This window comes from Cytobacillus sp. SAFR-174 (genome assembly GCF_051964675.1).
GTDB lineage: Bacteria > Bacillota > Bacilli > Bacillales > Cytobacillaceae > Cytobacillus.
Window position 1 is genome coordinate 146056 of sequence record NZ_JBQCMZ010000002.1, and the last position, 26187, is coordinate 172242.

Here is a 26187-nt window from a genome sequence, read left to right on the forward strand (position 1 = left end):
GTCAGTCCATTGCTTTAACGCTGTGGAGGACAGATGCCTTTTTTTAGGGTATAATGGAGGGTATTCATTAAAAATGTAGGAGCAGAGAGCAGTGGAGAAACATAACAGCAAATACAGGTGGCTCGTCTTTGGCGCGGTTTTATTTGTATACTTTTTGATAGTGAGCCAAAGGACAGCCCCTGGTTTAATTACAGATCAATTAATGAAGGAATTCGGCGTGACAGCTGCGGCAATTGGGCTTCTGACAAGCATCCAATTTTTTGCCTATGCCAGTCTGCAGGTTCCGATTGGAATATTATCCGACCGTTTTGGCCCTAATGTATTTTTAATCGCCGGAACACTTCTGAATGGGATAGGGACGTTATTATTCAGCTTTGCAGCGAATGAATACCTTCTTTTCGCAGCAAGGATGCTGGTTGGAATAGGTGATGCAACCATCTGGATAAATGTTGTCATCATTTTAGGCAGATGGTTTAAGGTAAATGAATTTGTGAAGCTGCTTGGATTTGCAGGCATGTCCGGAAGCTTTGGATTTTTACTCGCGACTGTGCCATTTTCCATTTGGATTTCCATATGGGGCTGGCGCATCCCGTTTCTGGCCGTAGGCATTATTTTGACCATTCTTGCCGTATTGCTGTATATCATTTTAATCTGGCAGCCTTCACGCATGGGCATAGAGCCTAAAAAAACGAAAGGTAAAAAAGAGCCAAAAGAAAAAACAGCAAGCATATTAAAAAGAATTTTTTCTGACCGCCAGGCATGGGCCACGTTCTTCTGTCATTTTGGCCTGGTCGGCACTTATGTCGGTTTCATTGGGTCGTGGGCTGTTCCGTATGGCATGGATATGTATGATCTGAGCCGTTCCGATTCCAGCCAGCTTGTCATGATCGGATTGTTTGGTGCCATCATAGGTGCTCCGTTAATGAGTTTTATATCAGGCAGGATGGGCAGCATCAAACGTCCTTACCTTTTTGCCCACTCCATCGCCGTCCTTGGATGGGCAACTTTTCTGTTATTTCAGGGTAAGCCTCCATATCCGCTCCTGATTGTCCTTTTCCTGATTATGGGCTATGGAAATGGAGCAAGTACGCTGACGTTCGCGATTGTCAGAAAATCATTTGACATTCGGGACGTAGGTGTCGTTTCAGGATTTGCCAACACCGGCGGTTTCCTTAGCGCAGTTCTTCTGCCATTTATCTTCGGAAAAGTTTTGGATACATTTGAAGCAGGCTACCAGTACGGATTTATTATACCGGTCATCTTCTCACTGATGGGATTGATGGGCGCAGGGTTAATAAAGGAAAAAGTACGCGCACGGGCTGCAAATTAATAAGGAGGCTGACACCTTGAGTCAGCCTCCTTATTCTTTATTTCATAAACGGTTTCATATTTGATTTCTTAGGATCAATGGTGAAACGGTAAATCGGCAATTCCTGCCCAACTTCCGAAGGAACATAGCCAAAGGTGGTATAACTGTCTACAGATTCAGGCTCAAGCGACAGGGAAAGCAGATTGGATTGAGGCTGAGCGGTCAGAAATACATAAGTTCCTTTCGGGAAGGTAATGTCCTTCTTAGTCAGCTCTGTTTCAACTTCTGCAAGGTCCCTGCCTTCATAACTACCTGAATTTTCCTTAGAGGTAACTGTAAAGGCTTCAGCTGGAAGGCTTACATTTCTCGGAAGCTTAAAGCCTTTTAAACCTTGAGTTTTTAATTTTTCCGCAACATCCTCATGACCAGGTTTAATCAAATAGGCAGTTGGTCTGTCTCTTACCAATGTTGGTTCAGCATCTGTAGCACTTAAGTATTTAACAGGAATATCCTGAACAGTGCCCGTTGCGATGTCTACCATTTCAAGAGTTTCATTCTCCAGTTCTTTGTTTTCGCTGTCAATGATGATTGGGTCGTTGTCATTTGGCAGTAAGCCTTTTTTGATCAGGTTTAGTCTTTCAAATGCGACCAGATTTTTAATTTGTCTTGCATGACTGGCTGTTTGCTTAAGAATGCTCTCATGTGTGGCAATTTGGGCATTCACTCTGCGCTTAAAATCCTCACGTCCAATGCCAATTCCTCTGCTTTCTACAAGGAAGGAGAATGCAGGCTGAAGTCCAAATGCATTCCGGCCAATTCTTGGTTCAGTGGAGCCCTCGATAATTTCAATTTCACCCTGGTCATCCAGGCCGGCAGTATAGTAAATTTCCGCGGATATGCCATTATTCTCAAGCTCTTCCATGGTTGGTCCGACAAATAAACTGTCAGATGCCTGACGGATTTTTTCCGGGATATTGAGGTTTCGGCCTGACTGGATCAGAATATCGTGGTACTTCAAAGCACCCTGTTCTCCAACTTGATTAAATGCGCTGCTGTAAACGGAATATTCATGAGCATCAATCACAACTTCAGGTGAATACTTATTGAATTCCTTATGAATGGCCTGGACCTCAGGTGATTCAAGTTTGATGTGATCGCGGTTACCGTCAAGGCCGTTGGCAAGCTGTCGCTTAAAATCAAAGGAGCCATCAGGATTTACCCTTGGAATCACGATAATATTGATATCATCCAGCAGCTCTTTGCCTAAATCACCTGTAAGCCTATTAGCCAGGGCCAGGATGGATTCACCGCTGGCAGGTTCGTTTCCATGGATCTGGCTCTGAACCCATACAATCGGCTTTTTTGATAAATAGCCTGATCTGATCTGCTTGTCCTTTGTGAAATAAAGGGCTGGTATGTCACGGCCTTCCTGAGAAGTTCCGATTGTTTTCACAGTGAGGTAAGGACTTTTGGCTTCGAGCTGTTTTATGTAAGACATCATTTCTTCTTGAGAAGTAAATGCTGCTTCACCTTCCCTTGAAAAGGCAGGAGTATTGTCCTTTACCTCAATGGCTGGAAAAAGGTGTCTGATTTGTTCAGGCTGGCTGTATGATTTCCCGTAGTAGGGGGTTTCAGCCTGTACGGCGGGTGCAGCCAGCATGGCTACAGACAGAATCACCGGAATGGTTCGTTTCTTTATTGATTTTTTCATAGGCTAAGTTCCTCCTCTTCTAATTTCAAATCAATAATAGAGTAAGAGTGTTTTAGGTGTCAAAAAATTTAGAATAGTAAAAATTGAGGAGTTTAAAGTTGAATTTCTTTAAAAAGAATTAATTATAGGTGCATAGTTCTAAGATGATTCGGGGAGCGAAATAGAATAATAGGTAACTAGCAAAAATTCCCTATTTTCTTTCTCTATAAAAACAGTGCTTAGGATGTGGCAATGGAATAGCAAAAAAATAAATTTTCTGAAAACAAGTTGATTATTTTTCGATATTGTTTATACTAAACTTGTAACATACCGACCGGTCAGTTAATGGAGGAGGGACATGAATTTGGATTTCTCATACTCACCAAAAGTGCAGGAGCTCATAGGGAAATTAAATGTGTTTATGGAAGAAAACGTTTATCCGAACGAAGCTTTATATGAACAGCAATTGAATGAACATGAAAACCGATGGAGTGCTATTCCGCCGATAATGGAAGAGCTGAAAAACAAAGCAAAAGAAGCTGGATTGTGGAATCTATTTTTACCGGATAGCGACTATGGTGCAGGCCTTACAAACGTTGAGTATGCGCCGCTTTGCGAAATTATGGGGCGTTCAATGATCGCACCGGAAATCTTTAATTGCAATGCACCTGATTCCGGCAACATGGAAGTGCTCGCAAGATACGGCACCGCTCAGCAGAAGAATGAGTGGCTAAAGCCGCTTTTAGAAGGGGAAATGCGATCCTGCTTTTCGATGACAGAGCCGGATGTCGCCTCTTCTGATGCAACTAATATTGAAGCACGAATAGAAAAGCAGGGTGCGAAGTATGTCATCAATGGACGGAAGTGGTGGTCTTCCGGTGCAGGAGATCCGAGGTGCCGGATAGCGATCGTTATGGGGAAAACCGATCCGGACGCCAGCCGTCATGAACAGCAATCGATGATTCTCGTTCCTATGGATACCCCTGGAGTAAAAATAGAGAGGATGCTGCCGGTATTTGGCTATGATCACGCTCCCCATGGTCATGCTGAAATTACATACGAGAATGTCAGAGTTCCCGCTGAAAATATCATTTGGGGTGAAGGGAAAGGGTTTGCCATTGCACAGGGAAGGCTTGGTCCGGGGCGCATCCATCATTGCATGAGGCTGATCGGGGCTGCAGAGCGAGCTCTTGAAGAATTATGTAAGCGTGTACAAAACCGCGTTGCCTTTGGCAAACCGCTCGCAAGCCAGGGAGTCATCCGCGAATGGATAGCCGATTCCCGGATTGAAATTGAGCAGGCAAGACTATTAACGCTAAAAGCGGCACATATGATGGATACAGCCGGCAACAAAGTGGCAAAAACCGAGATTGCTATGATCAAGGTTGTGGCGCCATCCATGGCCCTTAAGGTGATTGATCGGGCAATCCAGGCGTTTGGAGCAGCAGGAGTGAGTGAGGATGTTCCGCTTGCCGCATTGTGGGCAAATGCCAGAACGCTGAGATTGGCAGACGGTCCTGATGAAGTCCACCGGGCACAGATTGCTAAGCTTGAATTGAAAAAATACCAATAGGAGCTGAAAAATCATGAAGGTAATGGAGCTATTTGACCTAACCGGAAAGACTGCACTCATAACCGGCGGAGGGCGAGGGCTGGGTGCCCAGATTGCCGAAGGATTAGCCGAGGCAGGTGCAAATGTCGTGCTTTGTTCAAGAAAGGTGGAGGCATGTCAGGAAACCGCTGACCGCCTTGCAGCACTTGGTGTGAAAACATTAGCCCTTGTCTGTGACATCAGCAAACAGGAGGATGTTCGGAAAGTGGTTGAAGAAACTGTTCAGGAATTTGGAACTATCGATATTCTTGTCAACAACAGCGGTGCTACCTGGGGAGCTCCCGCTGAGGAGATGCCGCTTGAAGCATGGCAAAAAGTCATCAATGTAAATGTGACAGGGACGTTTTTAATGAGTCAGGCTGCAGGCAAGGTCATGATCGGACAGGGATCCGGAAGAATCATTAATATTGCCTCTGTTGCCGGCCTTGGAGGCACGGACCCCAGGGTGATGGATACAATCGGCTATAACACCAGCAAAGGGGCTGTCATCACGATGACAAAGGATCTGGCTGTAAAATGGGGCAGGTATGGCATCAATGTGAATGCCATTGCTCCAGGTTTTTTCCCTACAAAAATGTCATCGGCGATTATGGAGCAGGGACGTAACCCCATTCTGGATGCAACACCGCTCAGGCGCTTCGGCTCTGATGATGATTTGAAAGGCGCCGCATTGTTTCTTGCTTCTAATGCTTCAAATTATGTGACCGGAGACGTCTTAATCGTCGATGGCGGCACACATGCAATGTAAAACGGCAAATTATGTTGGAGGGATTTCAAATGAGCGATAAAAAAACCTGGCATGCACACTATCCAGAATCCATTGCAGCTGAAGTAACCATTCCAAGTAAGTCGATGCCTGAGATGCTTCAGGAAGTGACAGCGATGTATCCGCAGAATATGGCACTATCTTTTTATGGACAAAAGATGAATTACGCGGAACTTCAAAAAGCCGTCTATGGATTTGCCGCATCTCTGCAGAAAAATGGTGTTCAAAAAGGCGACCGTGTTGCCATTATGCTTCCAAATTGCCCGCAATATGTGATTGCTTATTATGGAATACTTGCAGCAGGCGCGATTGTTACTCAAGTAAACCCGATGCTGGTTGAGCGCGAGATAGAGCATATCATGAATGACTCTGGTTCTGAAACTCTTGTCGTGTTTGATGCCCTGTATCCCCGGGTTAAGGGTGTTCAAGACAGAACGAAGGTTAGAAATATAGTCATTGTCAGTCTGCAGCCAACAGAAGCAGATTTTTCACCTGACAAAACATTCGAAGGTTTTATACAGGAAGGCAGTGGACAATACACCCCGGTCAACATTGATCCCCAGCAGGATATTGCCGTTCTTCAATATACGGGCGGAACAACAGGACGGTCAAAAGGTGCCATGCTAACACATTCCAATGTTCTCGCAAATGTGGTACAGTCCTATGAATTTTTTAAAGAAAGAACGGAAATAGGCGGGGAAAAATTCCTAACCGTCATTCCGCTTTTCCATGTTTTTGGCATGACTGCCTGCATGAACTTTGCCATTTATACGGCCAATGAATCGATTTTATTGCCTCGCTTTGATGTGGAGGAAGTGTTAAATACAATTAAAAATGAACAGCCATCTGTATTTCCTGGTGTTCCAACCATGTATGTGGCCATCACCAATCATCCGCATGCAGAGGAATTTGGCATTGACAGCATTGAAACCTGTAATAGCGGCAGCGCGCCAATGCCTGTTGAACTTCTGCGCGATTTTGAAAAAAAGACGGGGGCACAAATTCTCGAAGGCTATGGTTTATCAGAAGCTTCCCCGGTAACACACTGCAATCCGCCTTTTTCAGAAAGAAAGCCTGGAAGCGTTGGGATCGGCTTTCCTTCAACTGATTATAAAGTAGTCGATCTGGCCGCAGGTACTGAAGAGGTCCCGAATGGAGAACTGGGTGAGGTCATTATCAAGGGCCCTCAGATTATGAAAGGCTATTGGAATATGCCTGAGGAGACGGCCGTTACATTAAGGGATGGGTGGCTCTACACCGGTGATATTGCGAGAATGGACGAAGATGGCTTTCTATACATTGTAGATCGCAAAAAAGATCTGATCATTGCCAGCGGATATAATATTTATCCGCGCGATATTGAGGAAGTGCTTTATGAGCATCCTGCAGTTCAGGAGGCTGTCGTCATTGGTGTCCCGGATCCTTACCGGGGTGAAACAGTTAAAGCTTTCGTCGTGCTGAAAGCCGGTAAAACGGCGACTGAAGAAGAAATCATTTCATACTGCAGGCAGAACTTGGCTGCCTATAAAATTCCATCGGCCGTAGAATTCCGAGAGGAGCTTCCAAAAACCAATGTCGGAAAAATTCTTCGAAGAGCTCTGAGGGATGAAGTCCGGAGTTAATCTTTTTGTGATATAATGCTGTCGATATTTTCTAACAGAAGCGGGGACTGACATTGAAAGAAAAAATTACTGAAAAGAGCATCCGGCTATTTGATCAGAAAGGTTTCAGCGAGACATCGATTCAGGATATCGTCGACAGCCTCGGTGTCACGAAAGGCACGTTTTATTACTATTTCTCGAGCAAAGAACAACTGCTGATGGACATCCATCTTCGCTATATAGATGATATGCTGGCCAATCAGCAGGAAATCCTCGGGGAAGAGTCAAAATCCTGTAAAGACAAACTCCTTTCGATTGTCCAAATGCTGCTGGGCAATATCAAAACCCAGGGAGCCAGCGCAAAAGTCTTTTTCAGGGAAATGCGCAACCTTAGTGAAGAAAGCTTATCGGAAATCATTCCAAAAAGGGATCATTTCAGGCTGAATATCGAAAAATTAATAGAAGAAGGCAAGCAGAACGGAGAGTTCCGTGCAAACCTCAACTCTCCGATTATCGCCTTTGGCATCTTAGGCGTCACCAACTGGAGCTACCAGTGGTTCAATCCGGAGGGAAGCGTATCCGACCGGGAAGTGGCAGAGATCTTTACGGAAATGATATTAAAGGGGATAGAGATGTAAAATAAGAGAGGAAGCCCCTCTCTAGCCAGTAACATACCAACTGGTCAGTATAAGGAGGATAAAAGATGAATGCAAATGATGTTAAGCAAATTACTGTTATCGGTGCCGGACAAATGGGCCACCAGATTGGGATGCTCTGTGCACTGGGAGGCTATGAGACGATTATTCAGGATCTGAGTGAAGCCGCATTGCAGGATGCCGAGACTAAGCTGCAGATAATTATGTCTAAATGGGTTGCCAAGGGAAAGCTTGCTGAAGATGCGAAAGCCGCTGCTTTCGGGAGGCTTCGTTTCTCCAGCAGCGTTCAGCAAAGTGTCCAAAGCTCCGACTTAATCATTGAAGCCGTAACGGAAAAGCTTGATGTGAAAAAAGAGGTATTCAGAAAACTGGAAGAGTACGCCCCTCCTCATGCCATTTTTGCAACCAATAGCTCTACAATCGTTAATAGTTTAATAGCCGGTGAAACTGAACGGCCTGAAAAAGTCGTAAATATGCATTTCTTCTTTCCGCCTCTTGTGATGGACTGTGTGGAAGTAGTCATGAGTGAACAGACGTCTGAAGAAACCGCACAAATAGCGATGGAAGTCTGTGAAAAGATTAATAGAACAGCCGTCCTTTTGAAAAAAGAAATTTCCGGATTCGTCGCAAACCGGATTCTTGGTGCGCTCCAAAAAGAGGCAGTGGCTCTGTATGAACAGGGGATAGCCGACTATAAAGATATCGATATCATTTGCCGGAAAGCCTTGAATCACCCTATCGGCCCATTTGAACTCATGGATTTATCCGGACTGGATGTGGCCTATTATGTAATGGATCAGCGCTATCGGGAGACAGGAGATCCTGCAGATAAGCCATTTGACTGTGTTGCCGAAAAAGTGTCAAAGGGAGAATTGGGGAGAAAGACGGGCAAGGGCTGGTATGAGTATTCTTCTTCCAATAAGGTGAAGAGTTAAGGGGTGTCATCATGCATGAAATGCAGGTAACAGTAAGGTTTTGCGAGACTGATGCTCTTGGCCATATCAACAATACAAGTTATTTTATTTACCTTGAAGAAGCACGGGTGAAATATTTCGAGACACTTGGCTACAGCATGGATGTGAAAAAATGGAGTTTTATCCTTGCCTCCACTAAATGCGACTTTCTAAGCCAGGGATATTTTAACCAAATCCTTACCGTAAAGACCTGGGTATCCAGGATTGGCAGCAAAAGCTTTCAGCTCGATCATGAAATTGTCTGCAGCCAGACAGGCACTCCTATTGCGAGAGGGAACGCCGTAATCGTCTATTTTGATTTCGCCAAACAGGAAAGTGCTGTTATACCTGATCTTCTTCGGGAAGGTCTAAATCAAAATGTAAGAGAAGCATAAATTAATTTTCCTATAAAAAGGAGGATCACATGCCGAAGCAAATGAGCCAGGATACCATTCCCGTTAGAAAAGGAGAGCAATTGAACACCGCTCCATTGGAAAAATTCCTGCGGAGCGAGATTGCTAATCTTCCAAATCAACCGCTTGAAATTCTTCAATTCCATGCTGGGCACTCCAATCTTACCTATCAGCTGAAAATGGGAGAGTGGGAAGCCGTGCTGCGCCGGCCTCCGCTTGGACCTGTCGCACCGAAAGCTCATGACATGGAGAGGGAATTCAGGGTGATTTCTGAGATACATCCCTTTTTCAAAGAAGCCCCGAAGCCGCTCCTGTTTACGAATAATAATGAAATCACAGGAGCACCATTTTTCATTATGGAACGGCGGCATGGAATTGTTTTAGATACTTCCTTCCCTGAAGGAATGGAACCGGACGAGGGAGTTTGCAGCAGACTGTCAGAAATTATGGTTGATAAGCTGGCAGAGCTTCATTCCATTGACTATAAAAGGACAGGTCTAACAGAAATCAGCAATCCAGATGGATTTATGGAAAGGCAGGTGCATGGCTGGATTGGCCGGTATGATCGGGCAAAAACAGATGAAGTTTCTGAAGCGGATATGCTGAAAAAATGGCTGACCCATCATATCCCGATAAGTCCTGAGCCGTCCGTCATCCATTATGATTACAAGCTGAACAATGCAATGTTCAATGAGGATTTAACAGAAATGACTGGCCTTTTCGACTGGGAGATGGCCACGGCAGGCGATCCGCTTGCAGACCTTGGGGCCGCGATGAGCTATTGGATTCAGGGAGACGATCCCGATCTGCTCAAGTTTGGCTTAGGAAAACCCCCGGTAACCGTTCTTAGCGGTTTTTACTCCCGCAGAGAATTTATGGAGGCCTATGCCAAAAAGACCGGACGTGATCTCGGCAGCATGAATTTTTATTTAACATTTGCTTACTTCAAACTGGCCGTCATTTGCCAGCAAATCTATTACCGCTACAAGAAAGGCCAAACAGCAGATCCGCGTTTTTCACAATTCAATAGATTCGTTAAAGTACTTCTGAAACATGCTGTACAGGCGGCAGATGAAAAAATTTAAGATGAAGAGATGCTGAGGAGAGTGAATCCGTTAATGGAAAAAGTAAATACAGCCCATACTGGTGCAAGCTTTTTGTTCACAAAGCTTGATCCTGAAACACTTTTCACACCTGAGGAATTTACAGATGAGCATACCTTAATTGGAAGAACCGCTAAACAATTTACTGAAAAAATGGTTCACCCTGAAAAGGACCGGATCGAAAACCAGGAATTCGAGCTGGTAACGGATTTACTGAGGAAGGCGGGCGAACTTGGCCTGCTTGCCCATAGCATCCCCGAAAAATACGGCGGTCTTGGCCTGGATAAAATCAGCAAGGGGATCGTCGGAGAAAACATTGCCTCATCAGGCGGTTACGGGGTAGCCCACTCGAACCATACCTGCATTGCAACCCTGCCAATTACCTACTTCGGAACTCATGAGCAAAAAGAAAAGTATTTACCGAAACTCGCATCAGGGGAGTACATAGGCGCTTACTGCCTGACAGAGCCGAACGCAGGATCTGATGCGCTTTCCTCTCAGACTACAGCCGTTTTGAATGAGGGTGGGACCCATTACATTTTAAATGGAACCAAAATTTATATTACGAACGCTGTCTTTTCCGATACATTCATTGTTTATGCCAAAGTGGACGGCCGGCACTTTACCGCATTTATCGTTGAACGGAACACACCGGGGCTATTCCTTGGCCCGGAAGAAAATAAGATGGGCATCAAAGGATCTTCAACCAGATCGGTCATTTTTGAGGAATGTCCTGTGCCAGCAGAAAATCTGCTTGGGGAAGTGGGCAAAGGCCATATCATTGCTTTGAACGTCTTGAATTTAGGCCGTTTCAATTTAGGTTCAGCCTGCATGGGGGCAGCAAAAACCGGCTTGAAGAAAACACTCCAATTTACAGGGGAAAGAAAGCAGTTTGGGAAATCGCTCGCTGATTTTCCGGCTACCAAGGAAAAAACGGCGAAGATGGCAGCCAGAATTTACGCCGCTGAATCACTGCAATACCGCACCGCAAGCCTGCTGGAGGAAGCAATGGGAGACTTATATGAATCAACTGATTTAAAACTTATTGGAAAAAGAATGAGCGAATATGCCACGGAATGTGCGATCTGCAAGGTGTTTGGCTCGGAAACACTGGATCATACGGCAGATGAAGCACTTCAGCTTCATGGAGGAGCGGGATTCATCAAGGAATACGGTGTGGAACAAATGTATCGGGATTCCCGAATAAACCGTATTTTTGAGGGAACAAATGAGATTAATAGACTGCTAATTCCTACACACCTTTTCCGTAAAGCGCAGAAGGGTGAAATCGATTTAGCCGCCAGAGTGGAGGAAGCGATTGTTCGTTTGAGCAAACCGGATCCAATCGGGCAGGCGAATTTTGAGAAAGAAAGAGCAGCGGTTGATACAATAAGAAACCTATTCCTGCTGAATGCAGGACTTTCATATGAAGCATTTGGCGATACCCTTGTTCATGAACAAGAAGCCCTAATGAAGCTTGCAGATCTCGCCATTGCCCTGTATGCAGCAGAATCAGCAATTTATCGGACATACAAAGCCATTCAGAAAAATGGGGAAGAAAAAGAAGAATTGAAGATTCAGCTGACCAGGACTTTTCTGGAAGGTGCAATATGGGAAGCTGAAAGGCTATCCCGCCAATTAGTGTCCGAATTGGCTTCAGATGAGAAAAAGGATGCGCTGTTCGGTTTAGTCATCCGGGAATGCAGCAGGTTCAGCTCCTTTGGGAAAGAAAGTGCGAGGAACCGGAGAATAGCTGAGCTTGTTTATGAAAAAGGCGAATATAGCTGCTAGAAATATAAAGAAGGAGTGTTTGAAAATGAAAGCCATTCAATTCAAAGAATATGGGGGACCACAAGTCCTTAACGTAATCGAACTGGATCGGCCGCAGCCGACCGGACGGGAAGTATTAATCGAAGTGCATGCGATCGGAGTGAACTATGCCGATACCGCAAGAAGAGAAGGGCAATATGTTGTGCCGACACCTCTGCCGTTCATTCCCGGTGCCGAGGTGGCAGGTGTTGTCGCAGCCGCAGGTGAAGAGGCGAGTATTCCGGTTGGCTCAAGAGTGGTGACGCTAATCGAATCAGGCGGCTATTCGGAGTATGTAACAGCCGATGAAAAGGGTTTGATTCCGCTGCCGGAAGGACTGGATTTCAATCTTGCTGCGGCACTGCCCCTGCAAGGACTGAGTGCCTATCATATTTTGAAAACAATGGGCCGGCTTGAAGCGGGTGAAAGCGTCCTTGTCCATGCAGCCGCGGGAGGAGTGGGAACACTTGCCGTTCAGCTTGCAAAATTATTCGGGGCCGGGACTGTCATTGCTACCGCCAGCACAGACGAAAAACTGCAGCTTGCAAAAGAAATGGGGGCCGATGTCCTGGTCAATTATACAAATGACGGCTGGGAAAATGAAGTTCTCGAAGCAACAGGAGGAAAAGGTGTAAATGTGGCACTGGAAATGGCAGGCGGGGAAATTTTTAATAAAACCTTGAAATGCCTTGCCACCTTTGGCCGCCTAGTTATTTATGGTGTGGCAAGCGGGGAGCAGAGCCGGTTTTATCCTTCTTCTTTAATGGGGAGGAATCAATCGGTCATCGGATTTTTCCTGCCGCAGATTATGAGGAAACCGGGACTGCTGCAGCCGAGCATGAAGGAATTATTAACGTACACAGCCCAAGGAAAGCTGAAGCTGACTATAGGTGAGGTCCACCCTCTTGAGGACGCTGCCAAGGTGCATGAGCGGATGCAGTCGCGGCAAACAAAAGGGAAGCTAATTCTTGTGCCTGCCAGATAATCAGCAGCCTGCCATTTCACCAAGTGGCAGGCTCTTTTTCTATTAAACTGACAGGAATATAGGGATTTGTATAGAACATAAATAATATTGGAGAATTTTTAATGGTGGTGATTACATATGGAAAAGGAAGAGATAAAGAAAAAGGTACAAAATACATTCGGTAAAAACGCAGAAAAATATGTGACAAGCAAAATTCATGGAGATGCGGCTGAATTAAATCAGCTCGTTCAAACCCTGAATCCGCAGAAGGATTGGGTGGTGCTGGATGTCGCAACAGGCGGCGGGCATGTGGCCAAGAGTCTGGCACCCTTTGTTTCCCAGGTCTTCGCAGCTGATTTGACCAAAGAAATGCTCGCCAATACGGCACGCCATCTGGAAAGCTATAAAAATATCTGGTATTTCGTTGCAGATGCGGAAGCTCTGCCATTTTTGGATGAGACCTTTGATGCTGTCACGTGCCGGATTGCGCCCCACCATTTTCCCCATCCTGAAAAATTCATTGCCGAAGCTGCCCGAGTTTTAAAGCCAGGCGGGAGATTCCTGTTAGTTGATAATGTTTCACCGGATGAAAAAGAGCTGGCTGATTATATGAACAATGTTGAGAAAATGCGGGATGACAGCCATTACCGGTGTTTGTCAACGGCAGAATGGAGAAAGCTGTTTGCTGCTTCAGGACTAAATGAAACGAACACGAAAAGCAGGAAGAAAACCTTCGAATTCCCGTCCTGGGTGAGGCGGACGGCTGAAAGCGATGAACAGATTAAGGCAGTCGAAGAGTATATTCTGCAGGCTGACCAGGCTGCTGCGGATTATTTTCAAATTGAACTTCAAGAAGGCAAGGTTCAATCCTTTAAAGTGGATGAATGGATGGCACTTTGCATAAAACAATAGGAGGAAACGATCATGGATTTAAACCTGAAAAATAAAAAAGCGCTTGTCGTGGCTTCAAGTCAGGGCCTCGGAAAAGCCATTGCGGCACAGCTTGCAAAAGAAGGCACCAGGGTAATGATAACAAGCAGGGACGAAGCAAAACTAAAGAGCGTTCAAAAGGAATTCCGTGACCAATTCAATGCCGATGTTGAGTATTACCGTGCAGATGTCACAAACCCTGAGGATATTAAAAACTTGATTCAGCATACAGCTGAAACACTTGGGGGAATTGATATTTTAATCAATAATGCCGGAGGTCCTCCCGGGGGAACGTTCGAAAACCTGACAGATGAAGACTGGGAAAAAGCGTTTCAGCTAAATCTATTAAGCCATGTCAGACTGATCCGTGAGGCACTCCCTGAATTAAAGAAAAATGGCGGCAGGATCATTAATATAGCATCATCAAGCATTAAGCAGCCGATACCAGGCCTGCTCTTATCCAATACATTCCGCCTTGGAATTGTCGGACTGACCAAAACACTCTCAGAGGAATTGGCAGATTATAATATCTTAATAAATACCGTAGCTCCGGGAAGAATTGCGACTGACCGGGTTGATTATCTGGATCAGCACAACGCTGACCGTCAGAATATTACCAAAGAAGAGGTTGCAGAAAGAGCCAAAAGCAAAATTCCGCTGGGCAGATACGGAACCCCGGAAGAATTTGCGAACATGGTCACCTTCCTTGCATCTGATGCCAGCAGCTACGTGACTGGCAGCTCCATTTTAGTCGATGGAGGAATGGTGAAAGCTCTATAGAACGGGGAAAGTCAGAGTCTGAACCCTGGGCCAACTTCGGACACTGCAAGCAGAAAGAAGCGTGCCAGAGTCAGAACCCGGTTCAACTTCAGACACAGAAAGCAGAAAGAGGCGCGCCAGAGTCAGAACCTGGTTCAACTTCGGACACAAAAAGCAGAAAGAAGCCTGCCAGAGTCAGAACCCGGGCCAACTTCAGACACAGAAAGCAGAAAGAGGCGCGCCAGAGTCAGAACCCGGTTCAACTTCAGACACAGAAAGCAGAAAAAGGTGCGCCAGAGTCAGAACCCGATCCAACTTCAGACACAGAGTGCAAAAATCACAAGCTCAAAGTCCGAACACACCGCACCACCTGAAAACTCACCCAAAATAAAAAGACGATTTTCCCCATCGCCCTGGGAAAATCGTCTTTCCCATTAACCCCTTTTTGTTATCAGAATCCAGATATACAAAAGAATTGAAATCACAACCGAGCCGGCTGCTGTCAAATAAATCGTGCTGTACCCAAACAAATAAGCGATCTGCCCAAACACGATGGCGCCAATCCCTACTCCAAGGTCGAAGAAGGAAAAGAACGTAGCATTGGCCATCCCGCGCCGATTGGCAGGCGCTTCTTTTACAGACCAGGCTTGAAGGGCGGGCTGGACAGATCCAAATCCGAGACCATAAAGAATCGCAGCTATATACATAATCATGCTGCTCGGAAGCCATGCCAGCAGGAACATGGCTGCCAAAATCAGCACCGCTCCTGGTAAGAATACAGCCTGGTGACCTCTTTGATCATATAATCTGCCGGCAAAAGTCCGGGAAATCATTAAGGCTATGGCAAACAGCAGGAAGTACCAGTGGATGCCGCCTATCCCTTTTTGGGCTGAGTATATAGGAAGAAATGATGCGATGCCCCCGAAGGTGACGGTGATGAAAAATAAAAGAAATGAAGGCCTTAAAGCACTCTTTTCATAAATGTCCCAGCGCTTCTGGGGCACACTTTGTTTTTCAGCCTGCTTGTAGTTGATCCTCGATGACAACACCAGTGCGGCTAAACCCAGCAGAGCACAAATTAAGAATAAGAGTTTGAAAGAGATGACTCCGGCGAGCGCCAGTCCCAGGGTGGGGCCAAATGCCAGGGCAATGTTCCCGGAAAGCCCGAAGTATCCCATTCCTTCTCCCCGACGCTTTGCAGGAATTAAATCCGTGGCAATGGTTCCCGAGGCTGTAGTGGAGAAACCCCAGCCAAATCCCTGGATAATCCTTAAAACAAATAAGAAGATTAAACTATTAATGAAACCAAATGACCCAACCGAGAGCACGAAAATTGCCAGGCCTGTTAAATAGACAAAGCGCCTGCCTTTGGTCTCCAGCGTATGCCCTGCATAAGGACGCAATAGCAGAGCCGAAAATGTAAAGATACCGACCACTATCCCGATCAGCTGGTCATTCCCGCCCAATTTTTCCACAAAAAGAGGGATAGTGGGCAATGTCATTTGAAATCCGAGAAAAATAAAAAAGTTGGACATCAAGATCAGAACAAAATCCCTTGACCATATCTTTTCGGAACCTGCAATCTGTTTTTTTGCTTCTCCTGATAAAGTATCAGCCATATAATTCCTCCCACAATGCTGTAAAATGATTAGGTAATCTAAATATTTTTCTATTATAAAGGAAAACAAATGGAAATTCTATTTTAAGGAGCGGCCAGATGAAGATTAGAGAAAGAGGAGTAACAATTGGAACACTGAGACCTGGAAAAAAGAATTGCATTACAGATATAGATGGAGTCATGGCAGGCCACATCACTCTGGACTATCCTCTGGATGATGAACAATATGTCTGTACGGGCGTAACTGCCGTTTTGCCGCATGGAGGAAATCTTTTTCGTGAAAAAGTCCCGGCAGCCTCCTATGTCATCAATGGCTTTGGTAAAACGACGGGGCTGGTGCAGGTGGAAGAACTGGGTGTAATTGAATCTCCGATTATGCTGACCAATACATTCGGAGTGCCGTCAGTCACACAGGGAACGCTGGAATACCTGCTAAAAACCACACCGGAAATTGGAGACACAACCGGAACCGTTAATATCATCACAGGAGAATGCAATGACGGATATTTGAATTCCATCCGAACACTCCCTGTAAAACCGGAACATGCAATAGCAGCCATTCAAAATGCCAAGCCGGGAAAAGTGGAAGAAGGTGCGGTCGGAGCTGGTACAGGCATGGTGTGTTTTGGGTATAAAGGGGGCGTGGGTGCTTCTTCACGGGTAATCACCGTGGAACAAAGCACAAATGAATACAAAATCGGATGTCTGGTGGTCACGAACTTCGGCAATAGCAGCGAATTTCCGTTCATTAAATACGGACTGTCAGAAATTCCGCCGAAAACAAAGGACACGCCTGATGGCTCAATCATGATCATCCTGGCGACAGACGCACCTGTCAGCGACAGACAGCTGAAAAGGCTCGCGAAGAGATGCGGCATAGGCCTCGGACGGGCAGGAAGCCATTTCAGCAACGGCAGCGGCGACATCGTTATCGCTTTTTCCACCGCTAACAAAACCCTTCATGGAAGCAGCAATATGATCGAAACTGCCCATTTTATCAGAGATGATCACCCCATCATGAATCAGCTTTTTCAAGGTGCGGCAGAGGCTGCGGAGGAAGCGATTCTTAATTCGCTGTCACAGGCAAAGACCGCAAAAGGGCGGAATAGAAGAGTGGTGGAGGGGATGTTTTCCCATTAGTTGTTTAAATTATCTCTTAATCGGGTACATTGTATTTAACAAGCTTAGCAGCTGCTAACAAACTTTCCAGCAAATAATGATTTGAATAATCTGAAAACTTCTGTTACAATAGAAAAAAGGTCAAGGGGTTGATTGCAAATGGAAAAACGTCTACTTAACTCGCCGCAACAGTCTGAGGAAAACGTGTCATTGTTAGCAGAACAAGTCCTAAATCAAGCTCTTAAGGAATACCGAATAGAAAAGCTTCGCGAAAAAATTGATGAAGCTCTCACTAGCCGAAACCAAAAAGAATTTATGCGCCTTACGGATGAATTAAAGAAAATCTCTTAAGCAAAGCAAATAATACTAATGTTAAAAAGGCAGCCTGTTCGAAAGAACGGGGCTGTCTTTTGTTGTTTTAAAGCCTAAAAATATGATCTCAAAACCGGAGCAACCGAGGAAAAAGGTCGTCATACCTGCACTATTTTTTATACAAACAAAACCATCCTGCCGCTGTTCCCAACCCCCTCCTGTTTCACCAAACTGTTCCATATCGTTCCAAAACGAAACACTGAAACAATCCCCAAACACATCAAGCCCTGGTACAAAGGGCATTCCACATTGGCACAATAATTGCACCATAAATCACTAAGCAAAAATGAAAGAAGAAGCGCAAAGGGGAGGAAGCTATGTTTGAAGAGAAATTAGATTTAAGATTGCCTGGGCCCGTACAGGTTCCGAAAGAAATACAGCGTGCCATGCTGAGAAGTTTCGATCATCCCATGATGGATTACCGGAATCCGGCCTTCCAGGATGTGCTCCTTGAAACCACTGAAAAGTCTAAAATGATATTCCAGACTGAAAACCTGGTGATCCCGCTTACCTCGAGCGGAGCTTCCGCTCTTGAAACAGCCATTATTAACACGGTTGGCCCTAATGATACGATCATCCTTTGCGTAGTCGGCTATTTTGGCGAATATCTACAGGGGATTACCGACCATATTGGCTGCAAAACCGTCCGTGTTGATGCGGAATGGGGGAATATTGTTGATCCCGATGATGTGAGAAAAGCATTAAAGGAAAACCCTGAAGCGAAGGCGGTTTTTGCAACGCACTGTGAAACATCCACTTCTGCCATAAACAATATTAAAGAGATAGCGGCCGTTGTAAAAGAAACGGATGCCATTTTCCTCGTGGATGCAGTCAGTTCGATCGTCGGCACACCTCTATATATGGACGAGTGGGGGATCGATATTGTAGCAACTGGAGGACAGAAAGCGTTAATGCTGCCGCCTGGCCTTGCATTAATCACGTTGAGTGAAAAAGCCTGGAACACTGTGAATAAGCACCAGTGCCCATCCTTTTACTTTGACCTCAAGCTCTATAAAAAAGGATTGGAATCAGGGTCCGGCACACCATATACGCCGAATATATCACTTGTATGCGGGCTTCTTGAAGCCTGCAATATGATAGAAAAAAGCGGAGGAATAGAAGCTGAATACAAAAGGCATGCTGCACTTCGGGATATGACCAGAGCGGGTGTCCGGGCATTAGGTCTTGAATTGCTGGTGGATGATTCGGCAGCAAGCCCAACCCTGACAGCTGTAAAATTAAAAAATGCCGATGAATTCAGAAGGATGATGCGGGAAGAATTTCATATCGCATTGGGAGGCGGTCTTGGTAAGGTGAAGAATCAGATTCTGCGCCTGGGCCATATGGGTTACACAGATGCTGCTGATATGCTGAAAATGTTTGCTGCGATGGAGCTTGCTTTAAAGAAAAGCGGACACGAAGTGGAGTTGGGTGCAGGAGTTTCCGCAGCTCAGCGGCATTGGCTTGAAAATCCATATTGTTAAATTCCTGATCCTAAGGAGATGTGATCCCGGTGAACATCCTTGAAAAACGACTCGCCGACCTGGCAAACCTGCCTTCAGTTACTCCTGGGGATCAGATCCATTTGACACCAGATTGTGTATTCGTCAGCGGTCAAAGTTCACGTAATGTCATAAAAGCATTTAACAGGCTGGGCTTCAAAAATGTAAAAAATGCAGCCAGAATTCTCTTTTCTCATGGGAAGGCAGAAGATGAGGAAATCCGTCAATTCTGTAAAGAAAAAGGAATAAGAGTAATAGATTGTGATTTGCCTCAGCATTTTCGGGCAGAAAATAAGACGCTGAATGGAATGGTCTTTGCAGGGATAGAAGAGGACATGAAATGTTTGGGTGTAAGAGGGGCCATTCCCGTCGTCATCTCGCCGGATTCAATGGCGGCTTGCCTGGCAACCGGGTCATTAACTATGTTCATACCTGAATCAGTTTATATTGAGATAAGCGGAGCATTAAGCGGAAAAGTAAATGGTAAAAAGCTTTGCAAATATCTGGTGGATATTTTTGATGACAGTTTAATAGGAAGTGCAGTGATTTTGGGTGGAAAGGTTCTAGAACAGCTGAAAGCAGGCGATCTTAAGGAGCTGTCCTATTTTTTTCAGCTTTCCGGCACGGCAATAGGGATTTGTTCACCAGGAGGCCCCTTTGGACAGGTTGAAAGCGTGATAAAAATAAAGTCAGACACTATTAAGGTGTAAGCTGCCTAAATAACAGACTGACTATTAAGAAAACTTACCGATATTTTCCTTGGCATCTGGTAAGATTAATTTAATATAATAATAAATCTTGTCCAAGAGAAAAGGAGAATGAGGTGAAGTCATGACTGAAATTGCCATTCTGACCCCGCTTGATGCACTGATACAAGTCTCAAGGGAAGCTGCGAAAAAGACCGGAGAAGATGTCGCTGTAAGAAAAGTGAGCTTCCGAAATGCTATTGCAGCTGCCAAAGAATTTGAAAAATCCGGCACAGAAGTCATTATCAGCAGAGGAACAATGGGATTAAAGCTCATTGAGTCCGACCTTAGCATACCTGTGGTGCAGATCCCCATAACCGGATACGATCTGCTCCGTACGATCAAAGATGCACAAAAATTGGGACAGAGGATTGGAATAGCTGACACCCGGGATGTTCTGCAGGGCATTGAAACAATCGAATCTGTGCTGGGCATTTCGATTGAAAAGCATAGCGTTGCTGCACCTGAAGAAGCCGAGGCAGCGGTGGAGGCTCTCAGCAAAAAAGAAATAGATGTACTGATCGGCAAAAGTATTTTTACGAACAAAGTCAAAAAAGATTCGATTAAAACGGTGATATTAACGTCTGGAGTGGAATCGGTCATCCAGGCGATTCATGAAGCAAGAAGCCTGATAGATGTGAGGCGCACCGAACTGAAACGCACCAAAGAACTCCAGGCAATTCTTGATTTTATTGCGGATGGTGTTATTGCTGTGGATGAACAAGGGATTATTACAGTATGCAATCCTTCTGTCTACAGCATCTTGAACCTTCCCTATGAATCGGTTATCGGTATGCAGATAGATGATATTCTTGTAAATTCACAAATGCAAAAGGTTCTTTCGAGCGGGAAGGAAGAGCTGAACCGCATCCAGGATGCCAATGGTGTGAAAGTGGTTGCCAATCGAATACCCATTAAACACGAGCAAAAGGTGTTTGGGGCAGTTTGTACGTTTCAGGCGGTCCACAAGCTTCAGCAGCAGGAGCAGGAAATCCGCAAAAAGCTCCTTCACCGCGGCCATGTCACGAAATACAGTCTTCATAATATAGTCGGGGAAAGTGAGATGTATCAAAAAGCGATTCAAAAGGTGAAGAAATATTCACAGGTGGATTCTACTATTCTCCTGACGGGTGAAACAGGCGTGGGAAAAGAAGTGTTCGCCCATCTGATCCATAGCTTCAGCAAGCGGTCGGAAGGGCCATTTGTAGCAGTGAACTGTGCGGCTATTCCCGAAAACCTCCTCGAAAGCGAGTTGTTCGGCTATGTCGAAGGAGCCTTTACGGGTGCAAAAAAAGGCGGAAAAACAGGATTATTTGAATTGGCCCATCAGGGGACCATTTTCCTTGATGAGATTGGCGAACTTGCTGAATCCCTTCAGGCCCAGCTGCTCAGGGTTCTGCAGGAAGGGGAAGTGATGCGGCTGGGAGATGAAAGGGTCATTCCCATTAATATTCGGGTGGTCGCTGCTTCGAACCGGAACTTTGAAAAAATGGTAGAAGAAGGGAGCTTTAGGGCTGATTTGTATTATCGCCTTAATATCCTTGATATCCCGATTCCTTCATTGCGTGAACGGATTCCTGATATTCCTTTACTATGCGATTTCTTCTTGAAAGAATTGGAACCGGGAATCCGGAGAAATAGTAAGGGTTTCACTGCTGATGCTATGAGAATTCTGCAAAGCTATGATTGGCCGGGGAATATACGCCAGCTAAGGAATATTGTTGAACGGTCGATGATTCTTTCTCCTGAAAGTATGATAGATGCAGAAACAGTTTTAGCAGCAGGCGGGAAAGACTTTACCAAATTGCATGAGCTGAAACAACATAGCAATAGTGAAGAATTTGATTCAGAGACGAAGCTTCAGAGCTTTGAGAAAGAGTATATTCTGAACGTGCTGAAGCAGGTAAACGGGAATAAAACAGAAGCAGCGAAGATTCTTGGAATCGGCAGGACGACCCTCTGGCGAAAAATAAATAGTTTGTGAGGAGGAGAAAAAATGAATGAAACCATGGCACCGCCTCCGCTGAATGAAAATGTCATATCCAGATTAAGAAATATTTTCGGCGAAGACCGGCTTTTAACCAATAGCACTGACATGATGACTTACTCCTATGATGCATCCTTTGAAACACAGCTCCGTCCAAAAAATCCCCAGGCGGCCGTTATTGCGCTTTCAACGGAAGAAGTCAGTGAATGTGTTAAACTGGCCAACGAATATAACATTCCTGTGTACCCGAGGGGCGCAGCCACAGGGCAAACAGGCGGAGCCGTGCCGGTTAAAGGCGGCATTATGCTGGACTTATCGAAAATGAACAGGATACTGGAAATCGATCACCGGAATATGCAGACAGTAATTGAACCGGGAGTCATCCAAAACGATTTAAATGAGGCATTAAAGCCTTATGGGCTAAGGTTTCCTCCAGACCCGGGAAGCGCCAATATGTGCACAGTGGGGGGCATGGTTTCCAACAATTCCAGCGGACTGAGGGCAGTTAAATATGGTGTCACCCGCCATTATGTGCTGGGAATGGAAGTCGTGCTGCCCACTGGTGACATTATCGTGACAGGCGGCGCTAAATCGAAGGCACTTAAATCAGTCTCCGGGTATGATCTTGCCCACTTAATGATTGGTTCGGAAGGTACGCTTGGAATTGTGACGCGTCTGCGCCTCAAACTATTGCCGCTCCCCGTCACAAGAGGAATCGTCCTATGCTCTTTTGAGAGATTGGAAGAAGCAGGCGAGGCTGTTAACGCTGTATTTTCTTCAGGCCTGCAGCCATCGGCCATCGAAATCATGGATTTCAATTGTACAAAGGCTGTAAATATGATGAAGCCTGAGCTGAATCTTCCGCTGAACAATGAAGCAATATTGGTTTTTGAAGTGGATGGAGCCAGGGAGGAAGTTACTTCGCAAGTGAACCGGCTCAAAGCTGTGGTTGAAAAATTTACGAATTATATAAAATTCAGCGATGAGCCGGAAGAGTGTGAAAAGCTCTGGCAGGCCAGGAAGCTTGTTGGTGCAGCTGTTGGACTATTGAAGCCGGGCGGATTCCGGGTGTATGGCGGAGAAGACATCTGCGTGCCAATTTCAAAACTTCCTGAAACACTGCGGGAGATTCATAATATCGCAGACCGATATGGCATCATCTGCGGGATATACGGCCATGTTGGCGATGGGAATATGCACACAGGTCCAGTGGTGAATATGAACAATCAGCTTGAAATGGAAAATGTGCAGAAAATGATCGATGATATTCATGAGCTCGCAATCAGGATGGAAGGAACCACTACTGCTGAACATGGAGTGGGAATTGTCCGTGCCAAATATATGGATGTGGAGCATGGAGCAGCCATGGAAGTCATGCGGGCTATTAAGAAGACTCTTGATCCGAATAACATTTTAAATCCGGGCAAAATGGCACTGCCTAATTAGGATGGAGGTGAATGAGGATTGAAATTGCTGACGGCAGAAGAATCTATGAAAACCTGTGTACGCTGCGGTGCATGCCGCAATGTATGCCCAACTCTGAACATTACAGGCAGGGAAGCTGATGGTCCCAGAGGCAGAGTATTGATGGCCAGGAGTCTGATTGAGGGCAATATTCCTGTAAATCAGGAAATCAAAGATCAGCTCGACCGGTGCCTTCTGTGCTCAGCCTGTGTGGATGCCTGCCCAATCGATGTGCAGGTTCCTGATATCGTTATGCTCGCCAAGGAGAGAATTGCAGCAGCGGCTGAAGCTCCGGTTCAAACGGATATAAAAAAACCTGCCTATCCGGCACGTACATTTAAAGACTACTTTTTTGATCATGTTCTTGCCAATCAAAAAAGACTTAATACTGTTGGCAATCTTCTATGGTTTTATCAAAAAAGCGGCCTTCAGTCTGTAACCAGAGGACTGGGCATCCTGAAATTCTTTCCGGAGCAGATGAGGCAGATGGAAAGAATTACGCCTTCCATTTTGCCGCCTTCAAGGCGGAAACAACATCCTGTGTATACACCCAGTGCTTATGAAGAAAAGGAACCAAGGGGCAGGGCAGCCTTTTTCCACGGGTGTATTATGGATGTCATGTTCAGAGAAACAAATGATAATTCTATTAAACTTCTCTCTAAAACCGGCTTTGATGTAGTCACACCGAAAGCACAGGTATGCTGCGGAGCACTGCACCACCACAGCGGGAAAAAAGACAAGGCCATTGAATTGGCCAAAGCGAATATACAGGCTTTTGAAGAAGCAAATGTGGATTATATCATTACCAATGCAGGAGGGTGCGGTGCGGCACTCGCGGAGTATGCGGACTTGTTCCGTGATGATCCCCTTTGGCTGGAACGGGCAAAAGCATTCTCTGCCAAAATCAGGGATATCAGTGAAATCATTTATGAGAAAGGCGAAATGCCTGCAGCTGCCGGCCGGGGTGAACGGGTTACCTATCAGCCTTCATGCCACCTGCAATATGTGATGAAAGTGAAAGATGCTCCAGCTAAATTGGTGAAGGAAATTCCAAACTCAGAGTATGTGGATCTTCCTGAGAAGAAATATTGCTGCGGGTCTGCAGGAATTTATAATTTGCTGCAGCCGAAGCTTGCGAATGAAATATTGGATAAGAAAATGTCACGGGTTAAAGAAACGGAATCTGCTGTTCTGATTACAGCCAATCCGGGATGCTTCCTCCAAATGAAACTGGGGGTTTATCGTGAAGGAATGGAAGATCAGATAGAAACAAAGCATGTTGCCGACTATCTTATGGAGTCAATTGAAAGGGCAGAATCTGCCGGAAAACAATAAAGGTTTCAAATCGAAACGGAATGGCGGGCAATTTGTTTCAAAAGAGAACGAGCATGATGAATAAGTCGTATTGGAAGGAACTCAGAAATGAAATACAGAAAAAGTCCGAATGTCCCATTAGATTTGAAACCGCTTACTATTTTGGTTCACTGCAAAAAAAATGAATCAAAATTTTTGCTTTTGGCACAAAAATTGCACTGAAGTTTAATGAAGCAATACATAAACATGGAGGTGAATAAACTGACCGAGGAATAAGTTCTTACCAGAGAAAGTAATTTAATTTGTTTTCAAGGGAATAATTACGCATCTAATTTACAGAAATTTAAAAATTTTCTTTATATGGGGGAAAATGAATATGAAATTTAAAAGGATTTCGTTCTTATCTCTTGCCATTGCGTTGGTATTCTTTTTGCAGGCATGCAGTTCTTCACCTCAGGGTGCAAGCTCAGAGGAAAAGAAAAGCAGCGGAAATTATCCCGAGCGGCAGATTGAAATTATTGTCGGCTTTGGTGCGGGCGGGGGAAGTGACAATTTTGCAAGGGCCATTGCAAAAGAAATGAAAGATATTCTTGGTGTAAACATTAATGTTGTGAATATGCCTGGTGCTGCGGGAATCAATTCCGCTGACCATGTGGCCAGGCAGCCAGCTGACGGCTATACTATCTGGTCTGCAACATCCAATCATCCCGTAAATATTGCAGCAGGTGTGGAAAAAAATGATTTGAGCAAATTAACCTCTGTCGGAAGAGTCCAAAATGATACCATGACCCTTCAAGTAAAAAGCGACGGCAAGTTCAAAGATATTGATGATCTTATCGCACAGGCTAAGGAAAAACCCGGCGAGATCACCATTGGCGGTACAGGTTCAGCGGGGTTTGATGAACTGGTAGTCAAACAGTTTGAAAAAGCCACAGGAACAAAGTTTAATTATATCTCATTTGAAGGTTCCGGAGAGATGACAGCAGCACTGCTCGGGGGACATATTGATGTCATTGCAGAGGAGCCTGGCCCATCGATTGCCCAGCTGGAAAGCGGAGATATTAAAATGCTGATTGCTTTTACTGAAGAGAAAATGGAAGGCTTCGAGGACGTGCCAATTTCAACTGAAATGGGGATAGATGTAACAGACGGCCAGGGCAGAGGCTTTATGGTCCACGCAGATACACCGCCGGAAATCATTTCAGCGCTTGAAAAAGCCCTTGAAGAAGCGAAGGATCGTCCGGACTATAAAGAGTATGAAAAAGCCAATTACCTGCACCTTAGGGATGGGTGGCTGAACTCAAAAGAGTATAATGCAGAATTTGAGAAGCTTATCGACACCTACGGTTCTCTATTAACCGATATGAAATAACATAAGCCAAAAGGCAGGATATCTGCCTTTTGCCTCTCTGCCGGTTAATTGATGGATTTTAATAGATTTGCTCGATAGGCTGCTGAAGATTTTGTCGAAGGAAAACTGGTTTTATCTAAACATGAGAA

At 45.2% G+C, this 26187-nt stretch carries 22 protein-coding genes; 20 read left to right on the forward strand and 2 right to left on the reverse strand.

The window, feature by feature from the left end; translation table 11 throughout:
* Positions 1-91 precede the first annotated feature (91 nt).
* Complete coding sequence (locus ACTHRG_RS02980; protein ID WP_440230548.1) at positions 92-1330, forward strand: MFS transporter; 1239 nt, start codon at positions 92-94, stop codon at positions 1328-1330.
* A 37-nt stretch (positions 1331-1367) separates the two neighbouring features.
* Here ACTHRG_RS02980 and ACTHRG_RS02985 read toward each other — a convergent pair whose 3' ends face one another.
* Positions 1368-3020: a M14 family metallopeptidase gene (locus ACTHRG_RS02985; protein WP_076257871.1), complete on the reverse strand. Its 1653-nt coding sequence runs from the start codon at positions 3018-3020 to the stop codon at positions 1368-1370.
* A 343-nt stretch (positions 3021-3363) separates the two neighbouring features.
* On the opposite strand from ACTHRG_RS02985, the gene ACTHRG_RS02990 reads away from it, so the two are divergent.
* The 11 genes from ACTHRG_RS02990 (at position 3364) to ACTHRG_RS03040 (ending at position 14586) form a co-directional block, all read left to right on the forward strand.
* Positions 3364-4572: an acyl-CoA dehydrogenase gene (locus ACTHRG_RS02990; protein ID WP_440230549.1), complete on the forward strand. Its 1209-nt coding sequence runs from the start codon at positions 3364-3366 to the stop codon at positions 4570-4572.
* Between the two features lie 13 nt (positions 4573-4585).
* On the forward strand, positions 4586-5359 hold the full coding sequence (locus ACTHRG_RS02995; protein WP_440230550.1) for an SDR family oxidoreductase: 774 nt from the start codon (positions 4586-4588) through the stop codon (positions 5357-5359).
* A 29-nt stretch (positions 5360-5388) separates the two neighbouring features.
* Positions 5389-6999, forward strand: a complete 1611-nt coding sequence (locus ACTHRG_RS03000; RefSeq protein WP_440230551.1) for a long-chain-fatty-acid--CoA ligase — start codon at positions 5389-5391, stop codon at positions 6997-6999.
* Between the two features lie 53 nt (positions 7000-7052).
* A complete protein-coding gene (locus ACTHRG_RS03005; protein ID WP_440230552.1) occupies positions 7053-7616 on the forward strand; it encodes a TetR/AcrR family transcriptional regulator in 564 nt (187 codons plus the stop codon).
* 65 nt (positions 7617-7681) lie between these two features.
* The gene (locus tag ACTHRG_RS03010) at positions 7682-8569 is read left to right on the forward strand and encodes a 3-hydroxyacyl-CoA dehydrogenase family protein (RefSeq protein WP_440230553.1); all 888 of its coding nucleotides are present in this window, start codon (positions 7682-7684) and stop codon (positions 8567-8569) included.
* 11 nt (positions 8570-8580) lie between these two features.
* Positions 8581-8982 carry an acyl-CoA thioesterase gene (locus ACTHRG_RS03015; protein WP_440230554.1) on the forward strand — a complete coding sequence of 134 codons (402 nt, stop codon included), beginning with the start codon at positions 8581-8583 and terminating at the stop codon, positions 8980-8982.
* Positions 8983-9011: 29 nt separating this feature from the next.
* Entirely contained in the window at positions 9012-10085 is a 1074-nt protein-coding gene (locus tag ACTHRG_RS03020; RefSeq protein ID WP_440230555.1) for a phosphotransferase family protein, read from the forward strand.
* 33 nt (positions 10086-10118) lie between these two features.
* Complete coding sequence (locus ACTHRG_RS03025) at positions 10119-11894, forward strand: acyl-CoA dehydrogenase family protein (RefSeq protein WP_440230556.1); 1776 nt, start codon at positions 10119-10121, stop codon at positions 11892-11894.
* Between the two features lie 25 nt (positions 11895-11919).
* A complete protein-coding gene (locus ACTHRG_RS03030) occupies positions 11920-12897 on the forward strand; it encodes a quinone oxidoreductase family protein (protein ID WP_440230557.1) in 978 nt (325 codons plus the stop codon).
* 117 nt (positions 12898-13014) lie between these two features.
* Positions 13015-13788: a class I SAM-dependent methyltransferase gene (locus tag ACTHRG_RS03035; protein WP_440230558.1), complete on the forward strand. Its 774-nt coding sequence runs from the start codon at positions 13015-13017 to the stop codon at positions 13786-13788.
* 12 nt (positions 13789-13800) lie between these two features.
* Entirely contained in the window at positions 13801-14586 is a 786-nt protein-coding gene (locus ACTHRG_RS03040) for an SDR family oxidoreductase (RefSeq protein WP_440230559.1), read from the forward strand.
* Positions 14587-14999: 413 nt separating this feature from the next.
* Here ACTHRG_RS03040 and ACTHRG_RS03045 read toward each other — a convergent pair whose 3' ends face one another.
* Positions 15000-16184 (reverse strand): MFS transporter, encoded by a 1185-nt coding sequence (locus tag ACTHRG_RS03045; RefSeq protein ID WP_440230560.1) that lies wholly within the window; start codon positions 16182-16184, stop codon positions 15000-15002.
* A 98-nt stretch (positions 16185-16282) separates the two neighbouring features.
* On the opposite strand from ACTHRG_RS03045, the gene ACTHRG_RS03050 reads away from it, so the two are divergent.
* The 8 genes from ACTHRG_RS03050 to ACTHRG_RS03085 all read left to right on the forward strand — a co-directional run bounded on the left by ACTHRG_RS03050 (position 16283) and on the right by ACTHRG_RS03085 (position 26059).
* Entirely contained in the window at positions 16283-17323 is a 1041-nt protein-coding gene (locus ACTHRG_RS03050; protein WP_440230561.1) for a DmpA family aminopeptidase, read from the forward strand.
* Between the two features lie 138 nt (positions 17324-17461).
* Positions 17462-17653, forward strand: coding sequence for an IDEAL domain-containing protein (locus ACTHRG_RS03055; RefSeq protein WP_048011255.1), 192 nt, complete (start codon positions 17462-17464; stop codon positions 17651-17653).
* Positions 17654-17991: 338 nt separating this feature from the next.
* Entirely contained in the window at positions 17992-19158 is a 1167-nt protein-coding gene (locus ACTHRG_RS03060) for a pyridoxal-phosphate-dependent aminotransferase family protein (RefSeq protein WP_440230562.1), read from the forward strand.
* Between the two features lie 29 nt (positions 19159-19187).
* Entirely contained in the window at positions 19188-19886 is a 699-nt protein-coding gene (locus ACTHRG_RS03065; protein ID WP_440230563.1) for a hypothetical protein, read from the forward strand.
* 121 nt (positions 19887-20007) lie between these two features.
* The gene (locus tag ACTHRG_RS03070) at positions 20008-21906 is read left to right on the forward strand and encodes a sigma 54-interacting transcriptional regulator (protein WP_440230564.1); all 1899 of its coding nucleotides are present in this window, start codon (positions 20008-20010) and stop codon (positions 21904-21906) included.
* A gap of 12 nt (positions 21907-21918) precedes the next feature.
* Positions 21919-23355, forward strand: a complete 1437-nt coding sequence (locus ACTHRG_RS03075; protein WP_440230565.1) for an FAD-binding oxidoreductase — start codon at positions 21919-21921, stop codon at positions 23353-23355.
* A gap of 18 nt (positions 23356-23373) precedes the next feature.
* Positions 23374-24708: a (Fe-S)-binding protein gene (locus ACTHRG_RS03080; protein WP_440230566.1), complete on the forward strand. Its 1335-nt coding sequence runs from the start codon at positions 23374-23376 to the stop codon at positions 24706-24708.
* Positions 24709-25063: 355 nt separating this feature from the next.
* Positions 25064-26059, forward strand: coding sequence for a tripartite tricarboxylate transporter substrate binding protein (locus ACTHRG_RS03085; RefSeq protein ID WP_440230567.1), 996 nt, complete (start codon positions 25064-25066; stop codon positions 26057-26059).
* Positions 26060-26187 lie beyond the last annotated feature (128 nt).

Coding starts and splice junctions, on each gene's coding strand:
- ACTHRG_RS03010 (WP_440230553.1), top strand. CDS start 7,682: ATGAATGCAAATGATGTTAAGCAAATTACTGTTATCGGTGCCGGACAA.
- ACTHRG_RS03050 (WP_440230561.1), top strand. CDS start 16,283: ATGAAGATTAGAGAAAGAGGAGTAACAATTGGAACACTGAGACCTGGA.
- ACTHRG_RS02995 (WP_440230550.1), top strand. CDS start 4,586: ATGAAGGTAATGGAGCTATTTGACCTAACCGGAAAGACTGCACTCATA.
- ACTHRG_RS03055 (WP_048011255.1), top strand. CDS start 17,462: ATGGAAAAACGTCTACTTAACTCGCCGCAACAGTCTGAGGAAAACGTG.
- ACTHRG_RS03035 (WP_440230558.1), top strand. CDS start 13,015: ATGGAAAAGGAAGAGATAAAGAAAAAGGTACAAAATACATTCGGTAAA.
- ACTHRG_RS03015 (WP_440230554.1), top strand. CDS start 8,581: ATGCATGAAATGCAGGTAACAGTAAGGTTTTGCGAGACTGATGCTCTT.
- ACTHRG_RS03020 (WP_440230555.1), top strand. CDS start 9,012: ATGCCGAAGCAAATGAGCCAGGATACCATTCCCGTTAGAAAAGGAGAG.
- ACTHRG_RS03040 (WP_440230559.1), top strand. CDS start 13,801: ATGGATTTAAACCTGAAAAATAAAAAAGCGCTTGTCGTGGCTTCAAGT.
- ACTHRG_RS02985 (WP_076257871.1), bottom strand. CDS start 3,020: ATGAAAAAATCAATAAAGAAACGAACCATTCCGGTGATTCTGTCTGTA.
- ACTHRG_RS03045 (WP_440230560.1), bottom strand. CDS start 16,184: ATGGCTGATACTTTATCAGGAGAAGCAAAAAAACAGATTGCAGGTTCC.
- ACTHRG_RS03060 (WP_440230562.1), top strand. CDS start 17,992: ATGTTTGAAGAGAAATTAGATTTAAGATTGCCTGGGCCCGTACAGGTT.
- ACTHRG_RS03070 (WP_440230564.1), top strand. CDS start 20,008: ATGACTGAAATTGCCATTCTGACCCCGCTTGATGCACTGATACAAGTC.
- ACTHRG_RS03000 (WP_440230551.1), top strand. CDS start 5,389: ATGAGCGATAAAAAAACCTGGCATGCACACTATCCAGAATCCATTGCA.
- ACTHRG_RS03075 (WP_440230565.1), top strand. CDS start 21,919: ATGAATGAAACCATGGCACCGCCTCCGCTGAATGAAAATGTCATATCC.
- ACTHRG_RS03025 (WP_440230556.1), top strand. CDS start 10,119: ATGGAAAAAGTAAATACAGCCCATACTGGTGCAAGCTTTTTGTTCACA.
- ACTHRG_RS03085 (WP_440230567.1), top strand. CDS start 25,064: ATGAAATTTAAAAGGATTTCGTTCTTATCTCTTGCCATTGCGTTGGTA.
- ACTHRG_RS03030 (WP_440230557.1), top strand. CDS start 11,920: ATGAAAGCCATTCAATTCAAAGAATATGGGGGACCACAAGTCCTTAAC.